Here is an 18,181-nt window from a genome sequence, read left to right as displayed (position 1 = left end):
CTCACGACCGGTTCGACGGGCTCGGTCCGCACGGGGCGACCCCGCCCCGGCAGGTCCTTTGGGCCCGGCCTACCGTGCCCGGGGCAGGACCGGGCGCTGCTTCTCAATGGCCACGGCACGCACCTTGCCCCGAGGGCGGCGGGCCAGGTGCACCACCAGGATCTCCCCGGTCTTGAGCCAGGGATCCTGGTGGGGCACGGAGCGCAGGAGCTTGCCGGGGGCGACCCGGGCCACCGCGTCCATGACGCTGGGCAGCACCGGGCGGTGGGTGCACAGGGCCACCGGGGCCTGGGCCCGCCCCAGGAGCCGGGAGACCAGGGTGCGTACGGGCTTGGCGCGCGCCGCGTGGGCGTGCTCGGTCAGCTCCGGGCGCTCCTCGAGCTCCAGGCCGGCGGCGGCCGCGTAGGGTGCCACGGTGTCGGCGCACCGGCGCCACGGGCTGGTCAGGACCCTCTCCACCCCGTAGGCCGCCAGGATGGGCACGACCGCCCGGGCCCGGACCTCCCCCTGGTCCTGGGTCAGGGGCCGGGTGGCCTCGTTGTCCTCCGTCGAGCGCTCCTTGCGGTTCCACACCGAGCGCTTGACGGCGCGGGCGTGGCGCACCAGGACCAGGGTCCAGGTGTCCAGCTTGCCGTCCTCCCACAGGTCCACCAGGGCCCCCAGGAGATCCCGGTCGGCGTCCCGCTCCAGGCGCTTGCGGGCCTCCTTGACCCGGACCCACTCGACGCCGTCGATCTCACTGGCCGGGGCGGGGGTGACCGCCTGCTGGGCGCGGCGGGCCGGGGAGGCCGGGTCCAGGGGCCGGGCCGCCCAGTAGACCACCTCCTTGCGCGTGCCCGCGCCCAGCCGGTAGGACACCCGCCCCAGGGGCTGGCCCAGGGCCACGGGCACACCGGTCTCCTCGGTGACCTCGCGCACGGCGCAGGTGCGCAGGGACTCCCCCCTCTCCAGCTTGCCCTTGGGGAAGGACCAGTCGTCGTAGCGGGGGCGGTGGACGAGCAGCACCTCCAGGTGCCTGCCCCGCTCACGCCACACCAGGGCCCCGGCGGCGTGGACCAGGCGCCGGGAGCGTGAGCGGGCGCGGGGGGCCTCCTCCGGGGTGCGGGCGGTGGGCAGCCCGGTGCGGGCGGTGCTGACGGTGGCCACGGCCTCAGCCCCGGCCCTTGACACGGCCGCGGGCCTGGGCCATGAAGGTGGTCTGGATGTCCTCCAGGGGCCTGCCCTCGGCGTCGGTGTGGTGCCGCCTCCAGGAGCCGTCGGGGAGCATGTGCCAGGAGGAGACGGCGTCGGAGGCCTCGTGGGTGACGACCCACTCCAGCTCGGCGAGCATCGCCGGGTCGGTAATACGTACCAGGGCCTCCACCCGACGGTCGAGGTTGCGGTGCATGAGGTCGGCCGAGCCGATGTAGAGCTCGGTGGCCCCCCCGTTGGCGAAGGCGTAGATGCGCGAGTGCTCCAGGTAGCGTCCCAGGATGGAGCGCACCCGGATGTTCTCGCTCAGGCCCTCCACCCCGGCGCGCAGGCCGCAGATGCCGCGCACCACGATGTCCACCTCCACCCCGGCCCGGCTGGCCCGGTAGAGGGCGTCAATGACGGCCTCGTCGATAATGGAGTTGACCTTAATGCGGATCCAGGCGGGAAGGCCCTGACGGTGGTGGACGATCTCGCGCTCGATACGCTCCACCAGGCCGTCGCGCACGGTGCGCGGGGCCACCAGCAGGCGGCGGAAGCGGGCCCGGGGCGCGTAGCCGGAGAGCTGGTTGAACAGGGTGGTCATGTCCTGGGCGACGTCGCGGTCGCAGGTCAGCAGCCCCAGGTCCTCGTAGCCGCGGGCGGTCTTGGGGTGGTAGTTGCCGGTGCCCACGTGGCAGTAGCGGCGCAGGCCGTCGGACTCCTGGCGCACCACCAGCAGGAGCTTGCAGTGGGTCTTGAGGCCCACCATGCCGTAGACCACGTGGACCCCGGCCCGTTCGAGCTTGCGGGCCCAGGAGATGTTGTTCTCCTCGTCGAAGCGGGCCTTGATCTCCACAATGGCCACGACCTGCTTGCCCTCCTCGGCGGCGTCAATGAGGGCGTCCACGATGGGCGAGTCGCCACTCGTGCGGTAGAGGGTCTGCTTAATGGCCAGGACCTTGGGGTCGGCCGCCGCCTGGGCCACGAACTCCTGCACGGAGGTGGAGAAGGAGTCGTAGGGGTGGTGCAGGAGGATGTCGTGGTCGCGCATGGCGGCGAAGATGTCGCTGGGGCGGGAGGACTCGTGGGCGGCCAGGCCAGCGGCCGTGACCGGCACGAAGCGCGGGTACTTCAGGTCGGGGACGTCCAGGTCGTGGAGCTGGTTGAGGCAGGTCAGGTCCAGGGGGGCGGGGAGCTCGAAGACGTCGTCGTCGCGCAGGCCCAGGGCCTTGACCAGGTAGCGGCGGGTGAAGGGGCTGATGGTGTCCTCCACCTCCAGGCGCACGGAGGCCCCGAAGCGGCGCCGCTCCAGCTCCTTCTCCATGGCGGTCAGGAGGTTCTCGGCGTCGTCCTCCTCCACCTCCAGGTTCTCGTTGCGGGTGACCCGGAAGAGGTGGTGCTCCAGGATGTCCATGCCCGGGAAGAGGTGGTCCAGGTGCTGGCCGATGACGACCTCGATGGGGATGACGGCGGTACCGGCCCGCTTGTCCGAGGAGGACAGCTCGCGTCCGGGCACGGTGACCAGGCGGGGCAGGGAGTCAGGCACCTTGACGCGGGCGAAGTGCTCCTTGCCGGACCGGGGGTTGCGCAGGATGACGGCGAGGTTGAGCGACAGTCCCGAGATGTAGGGGAAGGGGTGGGAGGGGTCCACCGCCAGGGGGGTCAGGACGGGGTAGATCTGGTAGCGGAAGTAGCGGGTGAGCTTCTCGCACTGCTCGGCGCTGAGGTCGTCCCAGGCCAGCAGGTCGATGTTCTGGCGGGCCAGGAGGGGGCGGATGTCCTCCTGGAACAGGGCGGCCTGCCGGCTGGTGAGCGCCTTGGCCCGGGCGGTGATTATGTCCACGACCTCGTGGGCGTCCAGGCCCGAGGCGCGCACCGGGGTGATGCCGGCCTTGATGCGGCGCTTGAGGCCGGCCACGCGCACCATGTAGAACTCGTCGAGGTTGGAGGAGAAGATGGCCAGGAACCAGGCGCGCTCCAGCAGCAGCAGGGTGGGGTCCTCGGCCTGCTCCAGGACCCGCTCGTTGAAGTCCAGCCAGGTCAGCTCACGGTCGGTGAAGCGGTTGGTAAAGGACTCCAGGGGCGGCAGGGTGGGGTCCTCGGCCAGGAGGTCCTCGGCCTCGTCCTGCGGCCCGGTGCCGTCGGGGCGAGGCGGTGTGGGCGCGCCGGTGTGCCCGGCGGGCTGGGGTGCGCCGTCCCGGGTGCCGACGTGCCCGGCGGGCGGGGGCGCCGCGGCGGGAGAGGCCCCCCGGTCTGCACCGCCCTGGTCCTCGGCGGCCGGCTGCGGCTTCTCCTCGAAGTCCTCGTCGGAGTAGTCCGGCTCGGCGTCGTCGGCGAAGTCGCGGGGGTCGGCGGGCTCCAGGACGTGCTCCTCGGGCGGCTCGGTCTCCTCGGCGCTGCCGGCGGAGGGCGCGTCCTCGTCCTCCCACGGGTCGGTGGCCGCGTGCTCCGGTGGTGCGGGGCGCCCGGCGGCGGGGCTGGTACGGGCCCAACCGCCTACGAAGGAGGACAGGGCGGAGGCCGGCTGTCCCGCGGCGGGGCTGGGAGCCGGGTGGGGGTCGTCCCCACCGCCCAGGGGAGCGGGGGGCTGGTTGCTCGGGGCGTCGGTACCGGCAGGCGTCATGGGGGCATTGTCCCACCAGCACCGGGCAGGTGGCGGGATCTGGGCGCCTCAGTCCAGCGTGCCCGCCCGGGCCCGGCCCGCCGCCTGCCTCAGCTCGTCGGCCGTGGCCAGGAGGGCGGAGTCGCGCCGGGTGACCTGGTAGGCGAGCTCGTCGGACTCCGACTCGATCCAGGTCGCCCCCGAGCCGGCCGCCAGGGCGGCCAGGAAGTCCGCCGCGCCCACCAGCACCGGGGACAGGCCCGCAAGGCCCCCGGCCTGCCCGGTAAGCACCTCGTCCAGGCGCTCGCGCACCTGCCCGGGGGTGGGCACGCGCCGCCCCTGGGAGCTGGCCGCCGAGAAGCGCTCCAGGACCTGGGCGTCGGCCCCGCGCAGGTCCACCTCGGTGGCGTAGCGGCGCTCCACCAGGTCCGGGTCGCGCCGGATCCACTCCCGCACCAGGTAGAGGCGCCACAGGGCCCCGGGCAGGGTGGTGGCCGGGGAGTCCGCCCACAGCTCGGCGACCTGGTCCACCCCATGGCAGGCGACGGCGTCGACCACGGCGTCGCGGGTGAGCACGTCCGTGGCCGGGGCGGGTCCGGTGCCCGCGCCGGTGACGACGGGGGCGGCCTCACCCCGGCGGTCGGGGCCGGGCACGGGCGTGCCGCTGGCGAACCCGCCGGTCAGGAGCTGGGCGGTGTGGTGGGCGAGCTCGGAGGTGGCGGCGGTGTCCGCGTTGCCCTCGATCTGCTCGGCGACGTCGGGGTCGAGGCGGGCGGGACGGTGGAAGGCGCGAGTCATGTCCCGTATTGTCCCCCTCCCGCTGCCCCGTCCCCCGCACCTGACCGGCGTCGTACCTTAGTGGTGGGCGACGTACCTTGGTCACCGAGGACGTACCTTAGAGGTACGTCGCCGCCAGCTAAGGTACGTCGCCGCCGGCTAAGGCCGGCTACAGTACGTCGCCGGTCAGGATCCCTTCAGAATCCGACGGCGACCGGCTCGGGCACCAGCGTGACCCCGAAGCGCTGGGCCACGCGCTCGACGACGGTGTCGCGCAGGGCCACCATGTCGGCGCTGGTGGCCTGGCCCCGGTTGGTCAGGGCCAGGACGTGCTTGGTGGACAGGGAGGCGGCCGCCCCCGGCAGGCTGAAGCCGCGGCCCAGGCCCGCGTGCTCTATGAGCCAGGCCGCGCTGGTCTTGGTCAGGCCCTCGACGACGGGGGCGGCCCTGGTGCCCAGGACCACCTGGGAGTGGTCGGTGACGGGGAAGCGGGGGGCGTCCTCGGGCAGGGTGGCGGCCTGGGCGCTGGTGAGGACCGGGTTGGTGAAGAAGGATCCCGCCGACCAGGTGTCGTGGTCGGAGGCGTCCAGGACCATGCCCTTGGAGCGGCGCAGGGAGAGCACGGCGTCGCGCAGCTCGCGGTCGGGGACCCGCTCCCCCAGCTCCACGCCCAGCGTCCGCGCCAGCTGGGAGTAGGCCACCGGTGCGGACAGGGAGCCCTGGCGCACGGCGAAGGTGGCGTCCAGGACCACCCAGCGTCCGGTGGGGCCCCAGGTCCGCCCGCCGCCGACCTCGGCGTCGCTAAGGGACCGCTTGAGGCGGGAGTCGCGGTAGGCCAGGCGCAGCTCGCTCAGGGACAGCCAGACCACCCGGTTGGCCGCCCGGTCCCAGGCGCGCACCGAGGCGATGAGCTCGGCGACCTCCGCCCCGTAGGCCCCGATGTTCTGTACCGGGGCGGCACCCACCGTCCCGGGGATCCCCGACAGGGGGGCGAACCCCGCCCACTGCCGGGCGATGGCCTCGCAGACCAGGTCGTCCCAGGTGGTTCCGGCCGTAGCGGTGACCTCCACGCCCCCGCAGGCGGAGTCCGAGTCCAGCCTGACCTGCTGACGGGCGTCACGGACAACCAGGCCGTCGAAGCCCGCGTCGGAGGCCAGGACGTTGCTTCCCCCGCCAATGACCAGGACCGGCGTGCCCTCGGCGTCGGCCTGCCGCACCGCCTGGGTGACCTCCTCCTGGGTGGTGGCCTCCAGGTAGGAGCGCACGGGCCCGCCCACGCGCAGGGTGGTGAGCTCGCCCAGGGTGGGGTGCGGCCCCGGGTCGGCCCCCAGGGGCCGGGCCAGGGCCGTCACCGGCTCAGGCCGGTCCTGCTCCCCGACCTCAGCGGAGAGCGGGACCGTGCAGGCCTCCTGGCTCTCCATGCCCACGAACATATTGACGCTGTCGCTCATGGCCGCTCCTTCAGGCTCCTGGGTCCGGGTACCGGCCGGGCGTCGCCGCCCCCGTGGCCGGCGGCCCCTCCGGGACGGCGCCGACCCGCAGCCGGGACCGGCACCGAGGGTACAGGCACGCCGGGCCCCGCACGAGTGTGCGGGGCCCGCAGGGCTCACACGGCTGGCGTCACTTCTTGTTACGACGCTGGTGGCGCGTCTTGCGAAGCAGCTTGCGGTGCTTCTTCTTGGCCATACGCTTGCGGCGCTTCTTAATGACAGATCCCATGGAACTACCTCACAGTGTGCGTGCCGATCGCCCGCGCGTCCCGGCGGACCGGGACGATCCGAGGACGACTACGCGAGTGGTGGCAGGGACAGGCCCTGCCACACAGGTGACCGTGCGATTCTAACGGGTCTCAGGTGCCCATTGACTCCGCCTCCTCGTGGCCCCAGTCACCAAGCCCGGCGGCCAGGTACTGCTCGACGGCGCGCTGGGGCACCCGGAAGGAACGGCCTACCTGCATGGCAGGGAGGTCGCCGGAGTGCACCATGCGGTAGACCGTCATCTTGGAGACACGCAGCATCTCCGCGACCTCGGCCACGGTGAGGAAGGAGGGTGCCTTGGAAGCGGGGGTGGGGAGACCCGGTGCCATTGTCAGTCCCGTCTCGAGAGGGGTGGGTGGTGCACGGCCACCGGGAGGAGGCCGCCTGCTCAGGTGGAGCCCGCCTACTATATCGTGCACCACATCCGACACACAGGAATAACCTGCCACTGTGGCCCCAATAGTCACATCTCACACTGTTGTCATTCCGACGGCGGCGTCACCGGGACGCCCCTACCCGCCACGCACTGCCACGCACCGCTTCCGCGTCCGCCCCCTGCCCGGTCAGCGCGAGGCGGCGCCGGTCCCCGCGCCGTGGCACCCGAGCGCACGGGCGGCAGCTCCCCACCGTGCCCGCCCCTCGGCGCTCCCCGGCGCCCACCGGCCTCCGACCAGCGCCAGTGCCGGCGTCGGCCCGGTTGGCCCGGTTGGCCCGGCTGGCCCCACTGGCCCGGTTGTCCTGGGGCAGCTGCCCCGGCGTCGGTCCCCTCCATGGGTGAGAATGAGACCGTGGCCTCCCAGACAGCACCCTCTGAGCCCCCTGAGCCCCCGCACCAGGCCGGCTGCCGGCCGCACCCGGTAGCGCACCTGCCGGCCTCGAGGCTGGGAGTCAAGCGGCTGGTCACCGCCGAGCCCGCCACCGGCCTGGGCGGACTGGTCGAGCGCCTGCACCTGCGAACCACCCTGGAGCGGGCCGCCCGCTTCTCCACCGCGCGCCTGGCCGTCGTGGTGTTCGCCCTCATTATCGTGGTGGTCGCCACCCTGCTGTCCCTGCCCTTCGCCAGCGCCGAGGACGCCTCGCCCTCCTTCGTGGACGCCCTGTTCACCGCCACCTCCGCGGTGTGCGTCACCGGGCTGACCGTCGTGGACACGGCGACCTACTGGTCCACCTTCGGCCAGCTCGTCATTATCGTGGGCGCGGCCATAGGCGGCCTGGGCGTCATGACCCTGGCGTCCCTGCTCTCCCTGGCGGTGTCACGGCACGTGGGCCTGACCCAGCGCATGATGGCCGCCACGGAGAACCAGTCCCGCCTGGGGGACGTCGCCTCCCTGCTGCGCGCCGTCGTCCTGACCGCCACCATTGTGGAGTCCGTCCTGACCATCGTCCTGCTGCCGCGCTTCATGACCCTGGGCATGGACCCCTTCCACGCCCTGTGGTACGCGTTCTTTATGGCGCTGTCCATCTTCAACAACGCCGGTTTCGTGGTCATGCCCGAGGGCCTGACCCCCTACGCCACCGACTGGTGGATGGGCCTGCCGATCGTGGTGGGCACCTTTGTGGGCGCGGTCGGCTTCCCCGTCATCCTGGACGTCACCCGCAACCTGACCCGCCCGCGGCGCTGGACGCTGCACTCCAAGCTCACCCTGGCCACCTACACCGGCCTGTCGGCGGTCTCGGCGGTCACGATCGCCGCCTTCGAGTGGACCAACAGGGCCACCTACGGCTCCCTGCCCACCGGCGGCAGGATCCTGACCGCCCTGGTCAACGGGGTCAACGCCCGCTCCTCAGGGCTGTCGACCATCGCCCCGGAGCACATGCACGAGTCCACCTGGTTCCTCCAGGACGTGCTCATGTTCGTGGGCGGGGGCTCGGCCTCGACCGCCGGGGGCATTAAGGTCTCCACCTTCGCGGTGCTCCTGCTGGCCATTCTCGCCGAGGCCCGCGGGGACCAGGACATTGAGGCCTTCGGACGGCGGATCACGCCCTCGACCGTGCGCCTGAGCGTGGCGGTGGCCTTTATCGGGGCCTCCATCGTGGGCCTGGCCTCCCTGGCGCTGCTGGAGATGACGGACCTGTCCCTGGACCGGATCCTCTTCGAGGTCATTAGCGCCCTGGCCACCGTGGGACTGTCCACGGGGATCACCCCGCTGCTGCCCGACAACGCCAAGTACGTCCTCATTGCGCTCATGTTCCTGGGGAGGGTGGGGACCATGACCGCGGCGAGCGCCCTGGCCCTGCGGGAACGACGCCGGGTCATCCGCATGCCCGAGGAGCGCCCGCTCATTGGCTGACCCCGCCCCACCCTCCCGCCCCGCCCGCCTCGCCCTTCCGCGAGAACGGTACTTATTCGTCGCGAGAACGGTACTTGTTCGTCGTGAGAACGGTACTTATTGCTCGTGAGAACGGTACTTATTCGTGCCGGGGCGGGTAGCCGGATCCTGCGTGTCGCGGACGTCGTGTTGAGAGACGTACATGGGCGTCGTGTTGAGGGACGTACGCGGGCGGCGTGTTGAGGGACGTATGTCGGCCTCGGCTGGCAGCCCACCCGCACGGAAGGCGACCAGGGCCCTGCCGCGAGCCTCAGGGCGCCAGCAGGCGGGCGATCCCACCGGCCGCCGCGGCGACGTCGTCCTGGGTGCCCTCCCCCACCAGCGCCCGCTGCACGATCAGGCCCATGACGGTGGTGTGGATGACGGCGGCGGCCTGCTCAGGGGCTATCGCGGTGGTCACGGCCCCCGCGTCCTGCCAGCGCCGCACCAGGGAGACGATCCTGCCGCGCACCTGCTGGTAGCGCTCGCGGCTGCCGACGTCGTAGAGCCGGGGCTCACGGGCCAGCTCGGCCCAGATGCTGACCAGGAGGGCCATCCGCCCGGGCTCCCCCTCCAGGGCCCAGACGTACCCGACCCCCTCCAGGAAGGCCTCCTCTAAGTCGGGTACCTGCTCGCGGGCCGCCAGGTCGGCGATCCACTCCACCACCGGGTCGGTGGCCTGCTCCAGGACGGTCTGGATGAGGGAGCGCTTGCCCTGGGGGAAGTAGCGGTAGACGGTGGAGGAGGACATGCCCGCCTCGGCAATGATCTCGTCCATGGACGCGGCGTGGAAGCCGTGACGGGCAAAGCACGTCTCGGCGGCCGCCAGGATCCTGGCGGCCTGCTGGTCCCTGTGCGACTGCGTGACCCGTGGCATGCCCTCATGGTAGGGGGTCCGCGCCTCCCTCGTCTGCGGTGTCCCAGTTCATATCTAAAACGAAACGGTCGTTGTTGACAGGGCAGGGACCTCACCCTACGCTGACGACCGCAAGCGAAAAGATCTCTTTCGATTTGAGGTACCCAGTATGAGGTCACCTGCCCGGCCCCCGCAGCCGCACCCCCTGGAGGTCCAGGACTCCACGCCCGACGCCGTGGCCCCCTCCCCGTCACCCTCCGGTACCGCGGGGCTCCCGGCACCCGCCGCCCCGGCCCCCTCAGCCCTGGCCAGCTCGTCCGCGTCGGCCCCGGCCAGCTCGTCCGCCCCAGCTGGCTCGTCCGCGTCGGCCCCAGACCCCTCGGCCCCGGCCGACCCACCCACCGCAGCCCCGGTACAGCTGGCGTTCCGTCGCCGCGAGCTGGCCCTGGTGGCCAGCTCGCTCATTACCCAGCTCATGATCGTCCTGGACATGACGATCATTGCCGTCGCCCTGCCCAGGATGCAGGAGGACCTGGGGCTGTCCACCTCCCAGCGCCCGTGGGTGGTGACTGCTTACACTCTGGCCTACGGTGGGCTGGTGCTACTGGGCGGCCGCCTGGTGACGGCCCTTGGCCTCAGGCGCGCCTACCGGATCGGTCAGATCGGCTTCGCGACGGCGAGCCTGGTGGCCGGGCTGGCCCCCGCCTTCCCCCTGCTGGTGACCGCCCGGGCCGTCCAGGGGGCGTTCGCCGCGCTCCTGTCCCCCGCCTCCCTGGTCCTGCTCAGCACCACCTTCCCCTCCGGGCCCCGACGTCGTCAGGTCTTCGCCCTCTTCGGCGCCACCGGCGGGCTGGGCGCCGCCGCCGGGCTCCTCATCGGCGGGGCCCTGACGGACTGGCTGAGCTGGCGCTGGTCGCTCTACGTCAACGTGCCCATTGCCGCGGCGGGCTTCGTCATCGGCCTGCGCAGCCTGCCCGCCCCGGGACGCCGTCACGAGCAGTCCGCCTGGGACCTGCCCGGCCTGGCCCTGGGGTGCACGGCCTGCTTCGCCGTCGTGTTCGGCCTGGACCGGGCCGAGCAGACCTCCTGGACCTCGACGTCGACCCTCCTGTGGCTGGGGGCCGCGGTAGTGCTCGCCATCCTCTTCGTGGTGCGCGAGCACCTGGCCGAGGCCCCGGCTCTGCCCCTGTGGATCACCTCGGCACCCGGTCGGGCCGCCTCCTACGCGGCGGTGGCAACATTCGGGGCGGCCCAGATGGGCGGAGCCGTGTACCTGACCTACTACCTGCAGAACCACTTCGGCTACTCGCCCCTGCGCACCGGCGTCGCCTTCCTGCCCATGATCGCGGCCCTGGTCCCGAGCGCGCCGCTGGCCGGCCGCCTGCTCGTCCCCTACCTGGGCGTGCGCGGCACGCTGCCGCTGGGGGTGGGCGTGGAGGCCCTGGCCTTCGTGGTCCTGGCGCAGGTGGGGCCCGACTCCGGCTACGCCCAGGTGGCGGTCCCGGGCCTGGTCCTCATGGGGATCGGGGCGGGCCTGATTATGCCGGTCGCCTTCAGCGCCGGCACCCGGGGCATCCCGCAGCGCCACTCCGGCCTGGCCTCGGCCGTCCTGACCATCACCCAGCAGATCGGGGGCTCCTTCGGCGTCGCCCTACTGGCCACCTACGCCACCCGGCACGTGCAGGACTACGTCACCACGCACACCGAGGCCGTCCGCGCCCAGGCCACCCAGGCCCTGGTCCAGGCGCAGGCGCTGCCTGACTCCCCGGCCGGCAAGGAGATTATCGCCAGGTTCACCGCCGACCTGTCCGACCGCGCCCAGATCGACGCCTACGCCGGGGGCTTCCTGCTCATGGCCTGCCTGCTGGCCGCGGTAACGGCGCTCCTGGTGCTGGGAGCGCTCACCGTCAGGCGGGTGCGCAGCCGGTAGCAGGCGGCCGGTAGCCCGGGAGCCAGCGGAAGGCGGCCGGGAGCCAGCGGCCTCCCCGGCCCCCGCGCCGGCCTCCCCCGGCCACGGCACCGGCCCTGCCCGCGCCCCGAGGGCCCACCGCCCACCTACCCCCGGACCACGACGGAACCACCCCGGGGCACCGGGAGGGGGTCCGCGATACCGTAGGCTTATGCCCGCCGCAGACTCCCGTACCGACTCCACGCTCGTCATTGGGCTGGGACGCTTCGGCTCCGCCGTGGCCGCCACCCTGGACCGTCTGGGACGTGAGGTCCTGGCCGTCGAGTCCAACCCCACGCTGGTGCGCCAGTGGAGCGGACGCATCCCCCTGATAGAGGCCGACGCCACCGACATGGAGGCCCTGGAGCAGCTGGGGGCCACCGAGTTCGGCACGGCGGTGGTGGGCGTGGGCTCCTCCCTGGAGGCCTCCGTGCTCATCGCCGGCAACCTGGTGGACCTGGAGACCCCGCAGATCTGGGCCAAGGCCATCTCCCGGGCCCACGGGCGCATTCTGCGGCGTATCGGCGCCCACCACGTGGTCTACCCCGAGTTCGACGCCGGGCAGCGCGCCGCCCACCTCGTGTCCGGACGCATGCTGGACTACATTGAGATGGAGAAGGGCGGCTTCACCATTGTCAAGATGCGACCGCCGCGCGAGCTCCACGGGTTCACCATCGGTGAGGCCAGGATCCGCTCCCGCTACGGGGTCACCGTCTTCGGTCTCATGAGTCCGGGCGAGCCCTTTGAGTACGCCAGCGCCGAGACCCTCGTCTCCTCCGACGACGTCCTGGTGGTCGGGGGGGACGCCACCCTCCTGGAGCGATTCGCCAACCGGGCCTAAGGCGCGCACCCCCGCCGGACCCGGGGCACCGCCGTGGACCTGCAGCCCCGAGCGGGTGGACCCGGCGCGCTCCCGCTGGACCCGGGGCACTAGGCCTGATCGCGCTCCCCGCGCGCCGCGCATGCGACGCGGGTCCTAGGATCGGATTAAAAGTGCGCAGGAAAGGGCGCCCCTGCGGGTGGAGACCACCAGGAGCCACCGTACCGAGCAAACAGGGCGCCCCCGCGCGTGCGATGAAGGTCAGCTCTTAGGGGTCCAATATAAGAGGGTATAAGACGCACTCCCATACGTACGACGCAAGCAGTGGATGTAAAGAGCGCACTCGTACAGCCAGAATGCACTAGGACTATATAGCGCTGGCTATATAGTGCCGGCTAGGACCACTCGGGCGGCTCGTAGGGGCTGCGTCCCGGGGCCACGGGGCCCGGCGCGCCCGGGTAGCCCCCACCACCCGAGTACCCCCCACTGCCCGGGACGCCCTGGACCCCGCCCGGGTAGCCCCCACCGCCCGGGACCGACTGGGTCCCCGAGGGAGCCGGGTAGCCCGGCGCACCCGGTACGCCCGTAGGAAGGCCGTAGACGGGTGTCGGCGGCACCTGGGCGGGCACCCCTGGAGCCCCAGGCGCCCCCGTGGGAAGACCGTAGACGGGTGTCGGCGGTACCTGTGCGGGCACCCCGGGCGCCCCCGGAGCACTCTGGGCACCCGGCCAGGCGGGCGCCCCCGAAGCCCCGGGCACCCCAGGAGCCCCTGGAGCCCCCGGGTACGCAGGTACGACGCCGGGGACGCCCCCGCGCGCCCGCCTCCTCTCGGCCCTGCCCGCGGCGAACCACGCCCGTGACGAGGGCGTGAGCAACACCGGGGACACCGCGAGAGGAACCGCCCCCACGACAATGACGACCGCCGTGATACTGGCCGTGTAGGACATCGCGACAGCGACCAGGACGTGGGTCACGAGGAAGACGCAGGCCCCGGCCAGACCGGTCCCCAGCAGCAGCCCCCAGTTGCGTACGGAGAAGGCGACGACGGCAGGGACACTGAGCGCCAGGAGCAGGACGGCGAGCAGGGTGCCGACGACCACGGACAGGCCGGGCGAGCCCGGGAACGAGGGCATCCAGCTCAGGAACTCCCTCATCCTCACCTCCAGCGTCTGCTCGCCGAAGTTCCTGGAGGAAATGGCCGTCAGGTTCAGGGGCAGGGAGATGAGCGCGCTGGCGCTCGCGGCAAGGAGCCAGTAGGCGACCCCCGCCCCCAGCGCCGCGCCGACAGGGGTCCGGAGCCGGGGGGCGGCCACCACTGCCAGGATCCCGGCGACGGTGGCGACGACGCAGGCCAGCACCGCGAGGACGTCACTGCTGACGTAGGGGTAGGCGTAGTTGCCGGGGAGCGTGGCCAGGCGCAGCACAATGAGGACGGCCCTGAGCACCGCCAGCACGACGACGCCGGCCAGCGCCCCGTTGACCCGGCGCACAGCGCCCTGGACCAGGCCCACCACGAGCAGGATAATGAGCGGGTCGACCAGGAACCCCACCAGGATGTATGCCACCAGAGAAGGTCCTGCGTTCCTCATCACCCCCTGTGTCCTCAGGAACAGCTGCACGCCCTCGAGCAGGAGGGCGACGGCTGCCAGTACGATCGCCGCGACCTCCACGCCGCTACGTCGGGGGGCCTGTGCCCCCGCCCTGAGCATGGCGTCGTAGGAGGCTCCCGGATCCTGCAGCGCGAGCGTGGGGTAGACCGCCTGCTCCCCAGAAGGGGCAGCCGGGTACTGGGGGGAGTAGCTCATAGGTGAATCCTCCCACACCCTACCCGCTACTCGGTGGCGATCGCCTCTAGGACCGGCAGGCGTGAGGCGCGCAGGGCCGGCCACAGGGCCGCCACCACACCCACCCCGACGGCGACCAGGAGCATGGCCACCAGCTGCCCCCAGGGGATCGTCACCGTGGAGATCCCCTCGTCCTTGAGCACCTCGCACAGGGCGACGGCGAGCACCACCCCGGCACCACCCCCCACCACGGTGCCGTACAGGGCGGTGAGGACCGACTCCGCCATAATCTCCCCGCCGAGCTGGGCCCGTCCCAGGCCCACCGCCCGCATGAGCCCGATCTCCCGGGTGCGCTCACTGACCGAGAGCACCAGGGTGTTGACGATCCCCAGGACGGCAATGGCGATGGACAGCCCCAGCAGCCCGTACAGGACGGCCAGGACCTGGTTGACCTGCTGGCCCACCATGTCGGAGATCTCGGAGGCGTCGAGCACCGTGTACAGGTAGGTAGGGGCCACGACCTGCTTGATCTGGGCGCGTACGGTCTCCAGGTCGGCGCCCTGGGCCAGGGTGACGAACACGCCCACCGGGCTGGCCAGGACCTGGGCGGGGTCGGCAGGGGTGTACCCGCCCCACGAGCCCAGGGCCGCGGCGAGCTCAGGCGAGGCGGAGAAGGACCCCGCGATCCCCTTTGGGTCAATGACCGCGACCACACCCGCCTCTACCGAGCCCGCCGGGCCGGTGAGGGTGACCGTGTCCCCCACGTGCAGGCCGGCGCTCTTGTAGGCGGCCACGTGCGTGGCGTCCATGTCCGCGACGTCGCCCTCGGTCACCGCCAGGTCATAGGCCCGCAGGAAGGCCTGCGGCTCACTGACGTTGAGGGCCACCGTGTCAGTGCCGTCCGCGCCCGTGGCCGAGATCAGGTAGACGGTGTAGGAGGTGGTGGAGGCCACACCGTCGAGCTCATTGACCTGGGCCAGCATCTGCGCGGGGAGCTGGCCGCCCACGCCCCCGGCGGGCTGGAGCAGGAGGTCGGCCTTCATGGACCGGTTGACCACGTCGGAGACGGAGTCGTTGACCGACGTCGCCAGGGTGGCGCCCGCGCACACCAGGGCCATGCCCACCATGAGGGCGCCGGAGGTGTTGGCGGTGCGGCGCGGGTTGTGCACGATATTGCGCACCGCCAGGCGCCCGGAGGGGCGCAGCAGACGCAGGGGCAGGCCCAGGACCCCCACCACCGGCCGGGCCAGCACCGGGGAGACGGCGAGCAGGCCGAGCACGACCCCGCCGGCCCCCACCCCCAGGACGAGCTTGCGCTGGGGGATGCCCTCACTGAGCCAGGCCGCGGCCACGACCGCCACCCCGGCGGCCAGGAGGAGCCCGCCCAGGACGGTGCGCACCACCAGGGACTTCTCGCGGGCCCCCGACACGCCCCGCATGGCCTCCACCGGGTGGGTCAGGGCCGCCTCGCGCGCGGGCAGCAGGGCGCCGACAACGGTCACCAGGATCCCCACCACCAGCGACACCGCGATAATCGGCCCGGTCATAGCCACGCCGTCGAGCAGGGGCATGTCCATGGCACGCAGGAGGGCCACCAGCCCCGACAGCAGCCCGGCGCCCGCGGCCACCCCCAGGGCCGAGCCGACCGCCCCGATGACCAGCGCCTGCACCAGCACGACGCCGAACACGGAGCCCGGGGAGGCCCCCACCGCCCGCAGGAGGGCGAACTCCTTGACCCGCTGGCGCACGCTCATGGCAAAGGAGTTCATAATAATGAAGGAGCCCACGAACATGGCCAGGATGACGAAGACCAGGATAAAGGTCTGGACGAACCCCAGGATCCTCTCAATGGAGGCGTTCTGCTCCTCGATCTTCTTGGCCCGGGTCAGAAGGCGCGCCCCGTCGGGCAGGATCCGGGCCACCTGTGACCTGACCTCATCCACCGAGGCCCCTGGGGACACGTCAATGGAGATGTCGCTGACCTGGTCGTCGGGGGCGGCCAGCGGCATGAACCAGTCGGCGTCCATGCCCACGATGGTGGCCCCGGCCATGGTGGTGCCGAAGTTGAACTCGCCGACCACCGTGACCTCGACGGGCTGGCCCTGGACCACCACGTGGGTGGTGTCCCCGATGCCCAGGCCCGAGCGTCCCAGGGCCCCGGACTCCAGGGCGATCTCGCTCCCGCCGTGGGGGTGGGACCCCTGGACCCAGGTCATCCCCGGCTCCTGGGGGTAGACGGGGATCAGGAGCGTGGGGGCTCCCGAGGAGGTCACGGGGGCCTGGTCGGCCCCCAGCAGGACGCCGGTCAGGGACGCCCCGCGGTGAACCACCTCCACCCCGTCGATCTGCTTGATCCTCTCGGCCAGGGAGCCGTCCACGGGCTTGGTCAGGACGGTACCGGTGGCACTGGCGTTGCCGGCGACCTTCTCGCCGCTCACGTACAGGTCAGAGGTGATGGTGGAGGACGTCAGGGCGGAGAAGGTGTCCGACAGGACGGCACGCAGGGCCAGGGTGCCCGAGAGGAAGGCCACCCCCAGCACCACCGCCAGGGTGGTCAGGACGAACTGCTTGGCGTGGGCGCGCACAGAGCGCCAGGCGACGCGGCCCACGGCTCAGGCCTCCGGGCGCTGGTAGGAGCCCCGGCCCTCGCCCTGTCCGGCGTCGGCCCCGTCCCGCCCCCGGGGCACGGAGGCCACCTCCTGCGCGACCAGGGGCCCGGCTCCCTCGCCCAGGACCCGCAGGGCGTCCAGGACGCTGTCGCGGTCCGGCTCACCCAGCTCGGCCACCACGTGCCCGTCACGCAGGAACAGGACCGTGTCCGCCCAGGCGGCGGCCTCCGGCTCGTGAGTCACCATGACCACCGACTGGCCCAGGTCGTCCACGCTGCGGCGCAGGATCTCGAGGACCTGGACGGTGGAGCGGGAGTCCAGGTTACCGGTGGGCTCGTCGGCGAAGACGACGGCGGGCCTGCCCACCAGCGCCCGGGCGCAGGCCACGCGCTGGACCTGGCCCCCGGAGAGCTCCGCGGGACGGTGGGTCAGGCGGTCGGCGATCCCGACGGCCTGGACCACCTGGTCAAAGCGCTCACGGTCGACCTTGACGCGGGCGATGTCCAGGGGCAGGGTGATGTTCTCGGCGGCGGTGAGGGTGGGAACCAGGTTGAAGGCCTGGAAGATGAAGCCGATACGCTCACGGCGCAGGCGGGTCAGACGACGCTGGCTCATGGAGGAGACCTCGTCGCCGTCAAGGACGATGGTCCCGGAGGTGACCGAGTCCAGCCCTGCCAGGCAGTGCATGAGGGTGGACTTGCCCGAGCCGGAGGGGCCCATGACGGCGGTGAAGCGGCCCCGGGCGATATCCACGTCCACAGCGTCCAGGGCGGTGACCGCCCCGGCGCCCCGCCCGTAGACCTTGGTCAGCGCCCGGGCGGTAATGACCGGGTCCTCCACCTGCCGACAGGGGGCCAGGGCGGGCGGGGAGGCGCTGGCGGAGATGCTCATGGGCCCAGTCTGGCACGCATGAGCGGGACCTACGCGGGCACCACCTGCACCGCGGACGCCGTTGTGGCAGGTGACACGGGTCCGCGCCCTGCCCGTCCCGCCCTCGAGGCGGCCTGGGCCGACCGGTGCACCAACCCTGTGGAGACGGCCCTGCCCGTCCCACGCGCCCCCACCGGGCGGGCGGCACCCGGGTCCCAGCGGGCGGGCGTGGCAGGCTGGCGTCATGAGCCCGGTTCACCTCACCCCCGCCGACTTCGAGGACGCCGTCGGAGCGGCCCTGGATCTCCTGCCGCCCGAGCTGGCCGAGCAGATGGACAATGTCGCCGTCATGGTCCAGGACGAGCCCGACGCCGAGGTGCTGGGTCCCGAGGACTACGACGAGGAGGGCATGCCCACCCTCCTGGGCCTCTACGACGGCGTGCCCCTGACCGAGCGCGACGACTCCTGGTCCCTGGTCCTGCCCGACCGGGTCCTCGTCTTCCAGGGGCCGCTGGAGCGCTGGTGCACCAGCGAGGAGGAGCTGCGTGAGGAGATCGCGGTGACGGTGCTCCACGAGGTCGCCCACCACTTCGGCATCCCGGACGCCCGGCTGCACGAGCTGGGCTGGGCCTGAGCCCGGGGCGGCAGGCGCCCGGCCCCCTGCCCGGCCACCTGT

At 72.3% G+C, this 18,181-nt stretch carries 14 protein-coding genes; 4 read left to right on the top strand and 10 right to left on the bottom strand.

The genetic code is table 11. The features are described 5' to 3' along the window. Positions 1-69: 69 nt before the first annotated feature. The 6 genes from JJJ15_RS09895 to JJJ15_RS09870 form a co-directional block, all read right to left on the bottom strand. Positions 70-1,059 (bottom strand): NUDIX hydrolase, encoded by a 990-nt coding sequence (locus tag JJJ15_RS09895; RefSeq protein ID WP_246742276.1) that lies wholly within the window; start codon positions 1,057-1,059, stop codon positions 70-72. A 91-nt stretch (positions 1,060-1,150) separates the two neighbouring features. After that, positions 1,151-3,796 carry an RNA degradosome polyphosphate kinase gene (locus tag JJJ15_RS09890; protein ID WP_200510620.1) on the bottom strand — a complete coding sequence of 882 codons (2,646 nt, stop codon included), beginning with the start codon at positions 3,794-3,796 and terminating at the stop codon, positions 1,151-1,153. 48 nt (positions 3,797-3,844) lie between these two features. Further along, on the bottom strand, positions 3,845-4,573 hold the full coding sequence (locus JJJ15_RS09885) for a hypothetical protein (protein ID WP_200510619.1): 729 nt from the start codon (positions 4,571-4,573) through the stop codon (positions 3,845-3,847). 176 nt (positions 4,574-4,749) lie between these two features. Further along, on the bottom strand, positions 4,750-6,003 hold the full coding sequence (locus JJJ15_RS09880; protein WP_246742012.1) for a UDP-N-acetylmuramate dehydrogenase: 1,254 nt from the start codon (positions 6,001-6,003) through the stop codon (positions 4,750-4,752). A 169-nt stretch (positions 6,004-6,172) separates the two neighbouring features. Next, positions 6,173-6,271, bottom strand: coding sequence for an AURKAIP1/COX24 domain-containing protein (locus JJJ15_RS09875; protein WP_003792170.1), 99 nt, complete (start codon positions 6,269-6,271; stop codon positions 6,173-6,175). Positions 6,272-6,401: 130 nt separating this feature from the next. After that, positions 6,402-6,638 (bottom strand): helix-turn-helix domain-containing protein, encoded by a 237-nt coding sequence (locus JJJ15_RS09870; RefSeq protein ID WP_106110490.1) that lies wholly within the window; start codon positions 6,636-6,638, stop codon positions 6,402-6,404. Between the two features lie 441 nt (positions 6,639-7,079). Here JJJ15_RS09870 and JJJ15_RS09865 point away from each other — a divergent pair, with 441 nt between their 5' ends. Then, the gene (locus JJJ15_RS09865) at positions 7,080-8,600 is read left to right on the top strand and encodes a potassium transporter TrkG (RefSeq protein WP_200510618.1); all 1,521 of its coding nucleotides are present in this window, start codon (positions 7,080-7,082) and stop codon (positions 8,598-8,600) included. A gap of 289 nt (positions 8,601-8,889) precedes the next feature. Here the strand turns inward: JJJ15_RS09865 and JJJ15_RS09860 are convergent, their stop codons facing one another. Beyond that, on the bottom strand, positions 8,890-9,495 hold the full coding sequence (locus JJJ15_RS09860; RefSeq protein WP_200510617.1) for a TetR/AcrR family transcriptional regulator: 606 nt from the start codon (positions 9,493-9,495) through the stop codon (positions 8,890-8,892). Between the two features lie 148 nt (positions 9,496-9,643). Here JJJ15_RS09860 and JJJ15_RS09855 point away from each other — a divergent pair, with 148 nt between their 5' ends. Both JJJ15_RS09855 and JJJ15_RS09850 read left to right on the top strand, forming a co-directional pair. Next, entirely contained in the window at positions 9,644-11,404 is a 1,761-nt protein-coding gene (locus tag JJJ15_RS09855; RefSeq protein WP_200510616.1) for an MFS transporter, read from the top strand. A gap of 190 nt (positions 11,405-11,594) precedes the next feature. Next, positions 11,595-12,263, top strand: coding sequence for a TrkA family potassium uptake protein (locus JJJ15_RS09850; protein WP_106110486.1), 669 nt, complete (start codon positions 11,595-11,597; stop codon positions 12,261-12,263). 374 nt (positions 12,264-12,637) lie between these two features. Here JJJ15_RS09850 and JJJ15_RS09845 read toward each other — a convergent pair whose 3' ends face one another. From JJJ15_RS09845 to JJJ15_RS09835, 3 genes are read right to left on the bottom strand one after another with little or no spacing between them, the layout of a single operon-like run. Beyond that, on the bottom strand, positions 12,638-14,047 hold the full coding sequence (locus JJJ15_RS09845; RefSeq protein WP_200510615.1) for a hypothetical protein: 1,410 nt from the start codon (positions 14,045-14,047) through the stop codon (positions 12,638-12,640). A gap of 26 nt (positions 14,048-14,073) precedes the next feature. Next, complete coding sequence (locus JJJ15_RS09840; RefSeq protein ID WP_200510614.1) at positions 14,074-16,635, bottom strand: ABC transporter permease; 2,562 nt, start codon at positions 16,633-16,635, stop codon at positions 14,074-14,076. Between the two features lie 3 nt (positions 16,636-16,638). Next, positions 16,639-17,526, bottom strand: a complete 888-nt coding sequence (locus JJJ15_RS09835; protein ID WP_200510613.1) for an ABC transporter ATP-binding protein — start codon at positions 17,524-17,526, stop codon at positions 16,639-16,641. Between the two features lie 223 nt (positions 17,527-17,749). Between JJJ15_RS09835 and JJJ15_RS09830 the strand changes: the two genes are divergently transcribed. Then, complete coding sequence (locus JJJ15_RS09830; protein ID WP_106110483.1) at positions 17,750-18,139, top strand: metallopeptidase family protein; 390 nt, start codon at positions 17,750-17,752, stop codon at positions 18,137-18,139. Positions 18,140-18,181: the final 42 nt, after the last annotated feature.

This window comes from Actinomyces sp. HMT897, from assembly GCF_016626125.1.
Lineage (GTDB): Bacteria > Actinomycetota > Actinomycetes > Actinomycetales > Actinomycetaceae > Actinomyces.
This window is presented reverse-complemented; position numbering and strand designations above follow the sequence as displayed.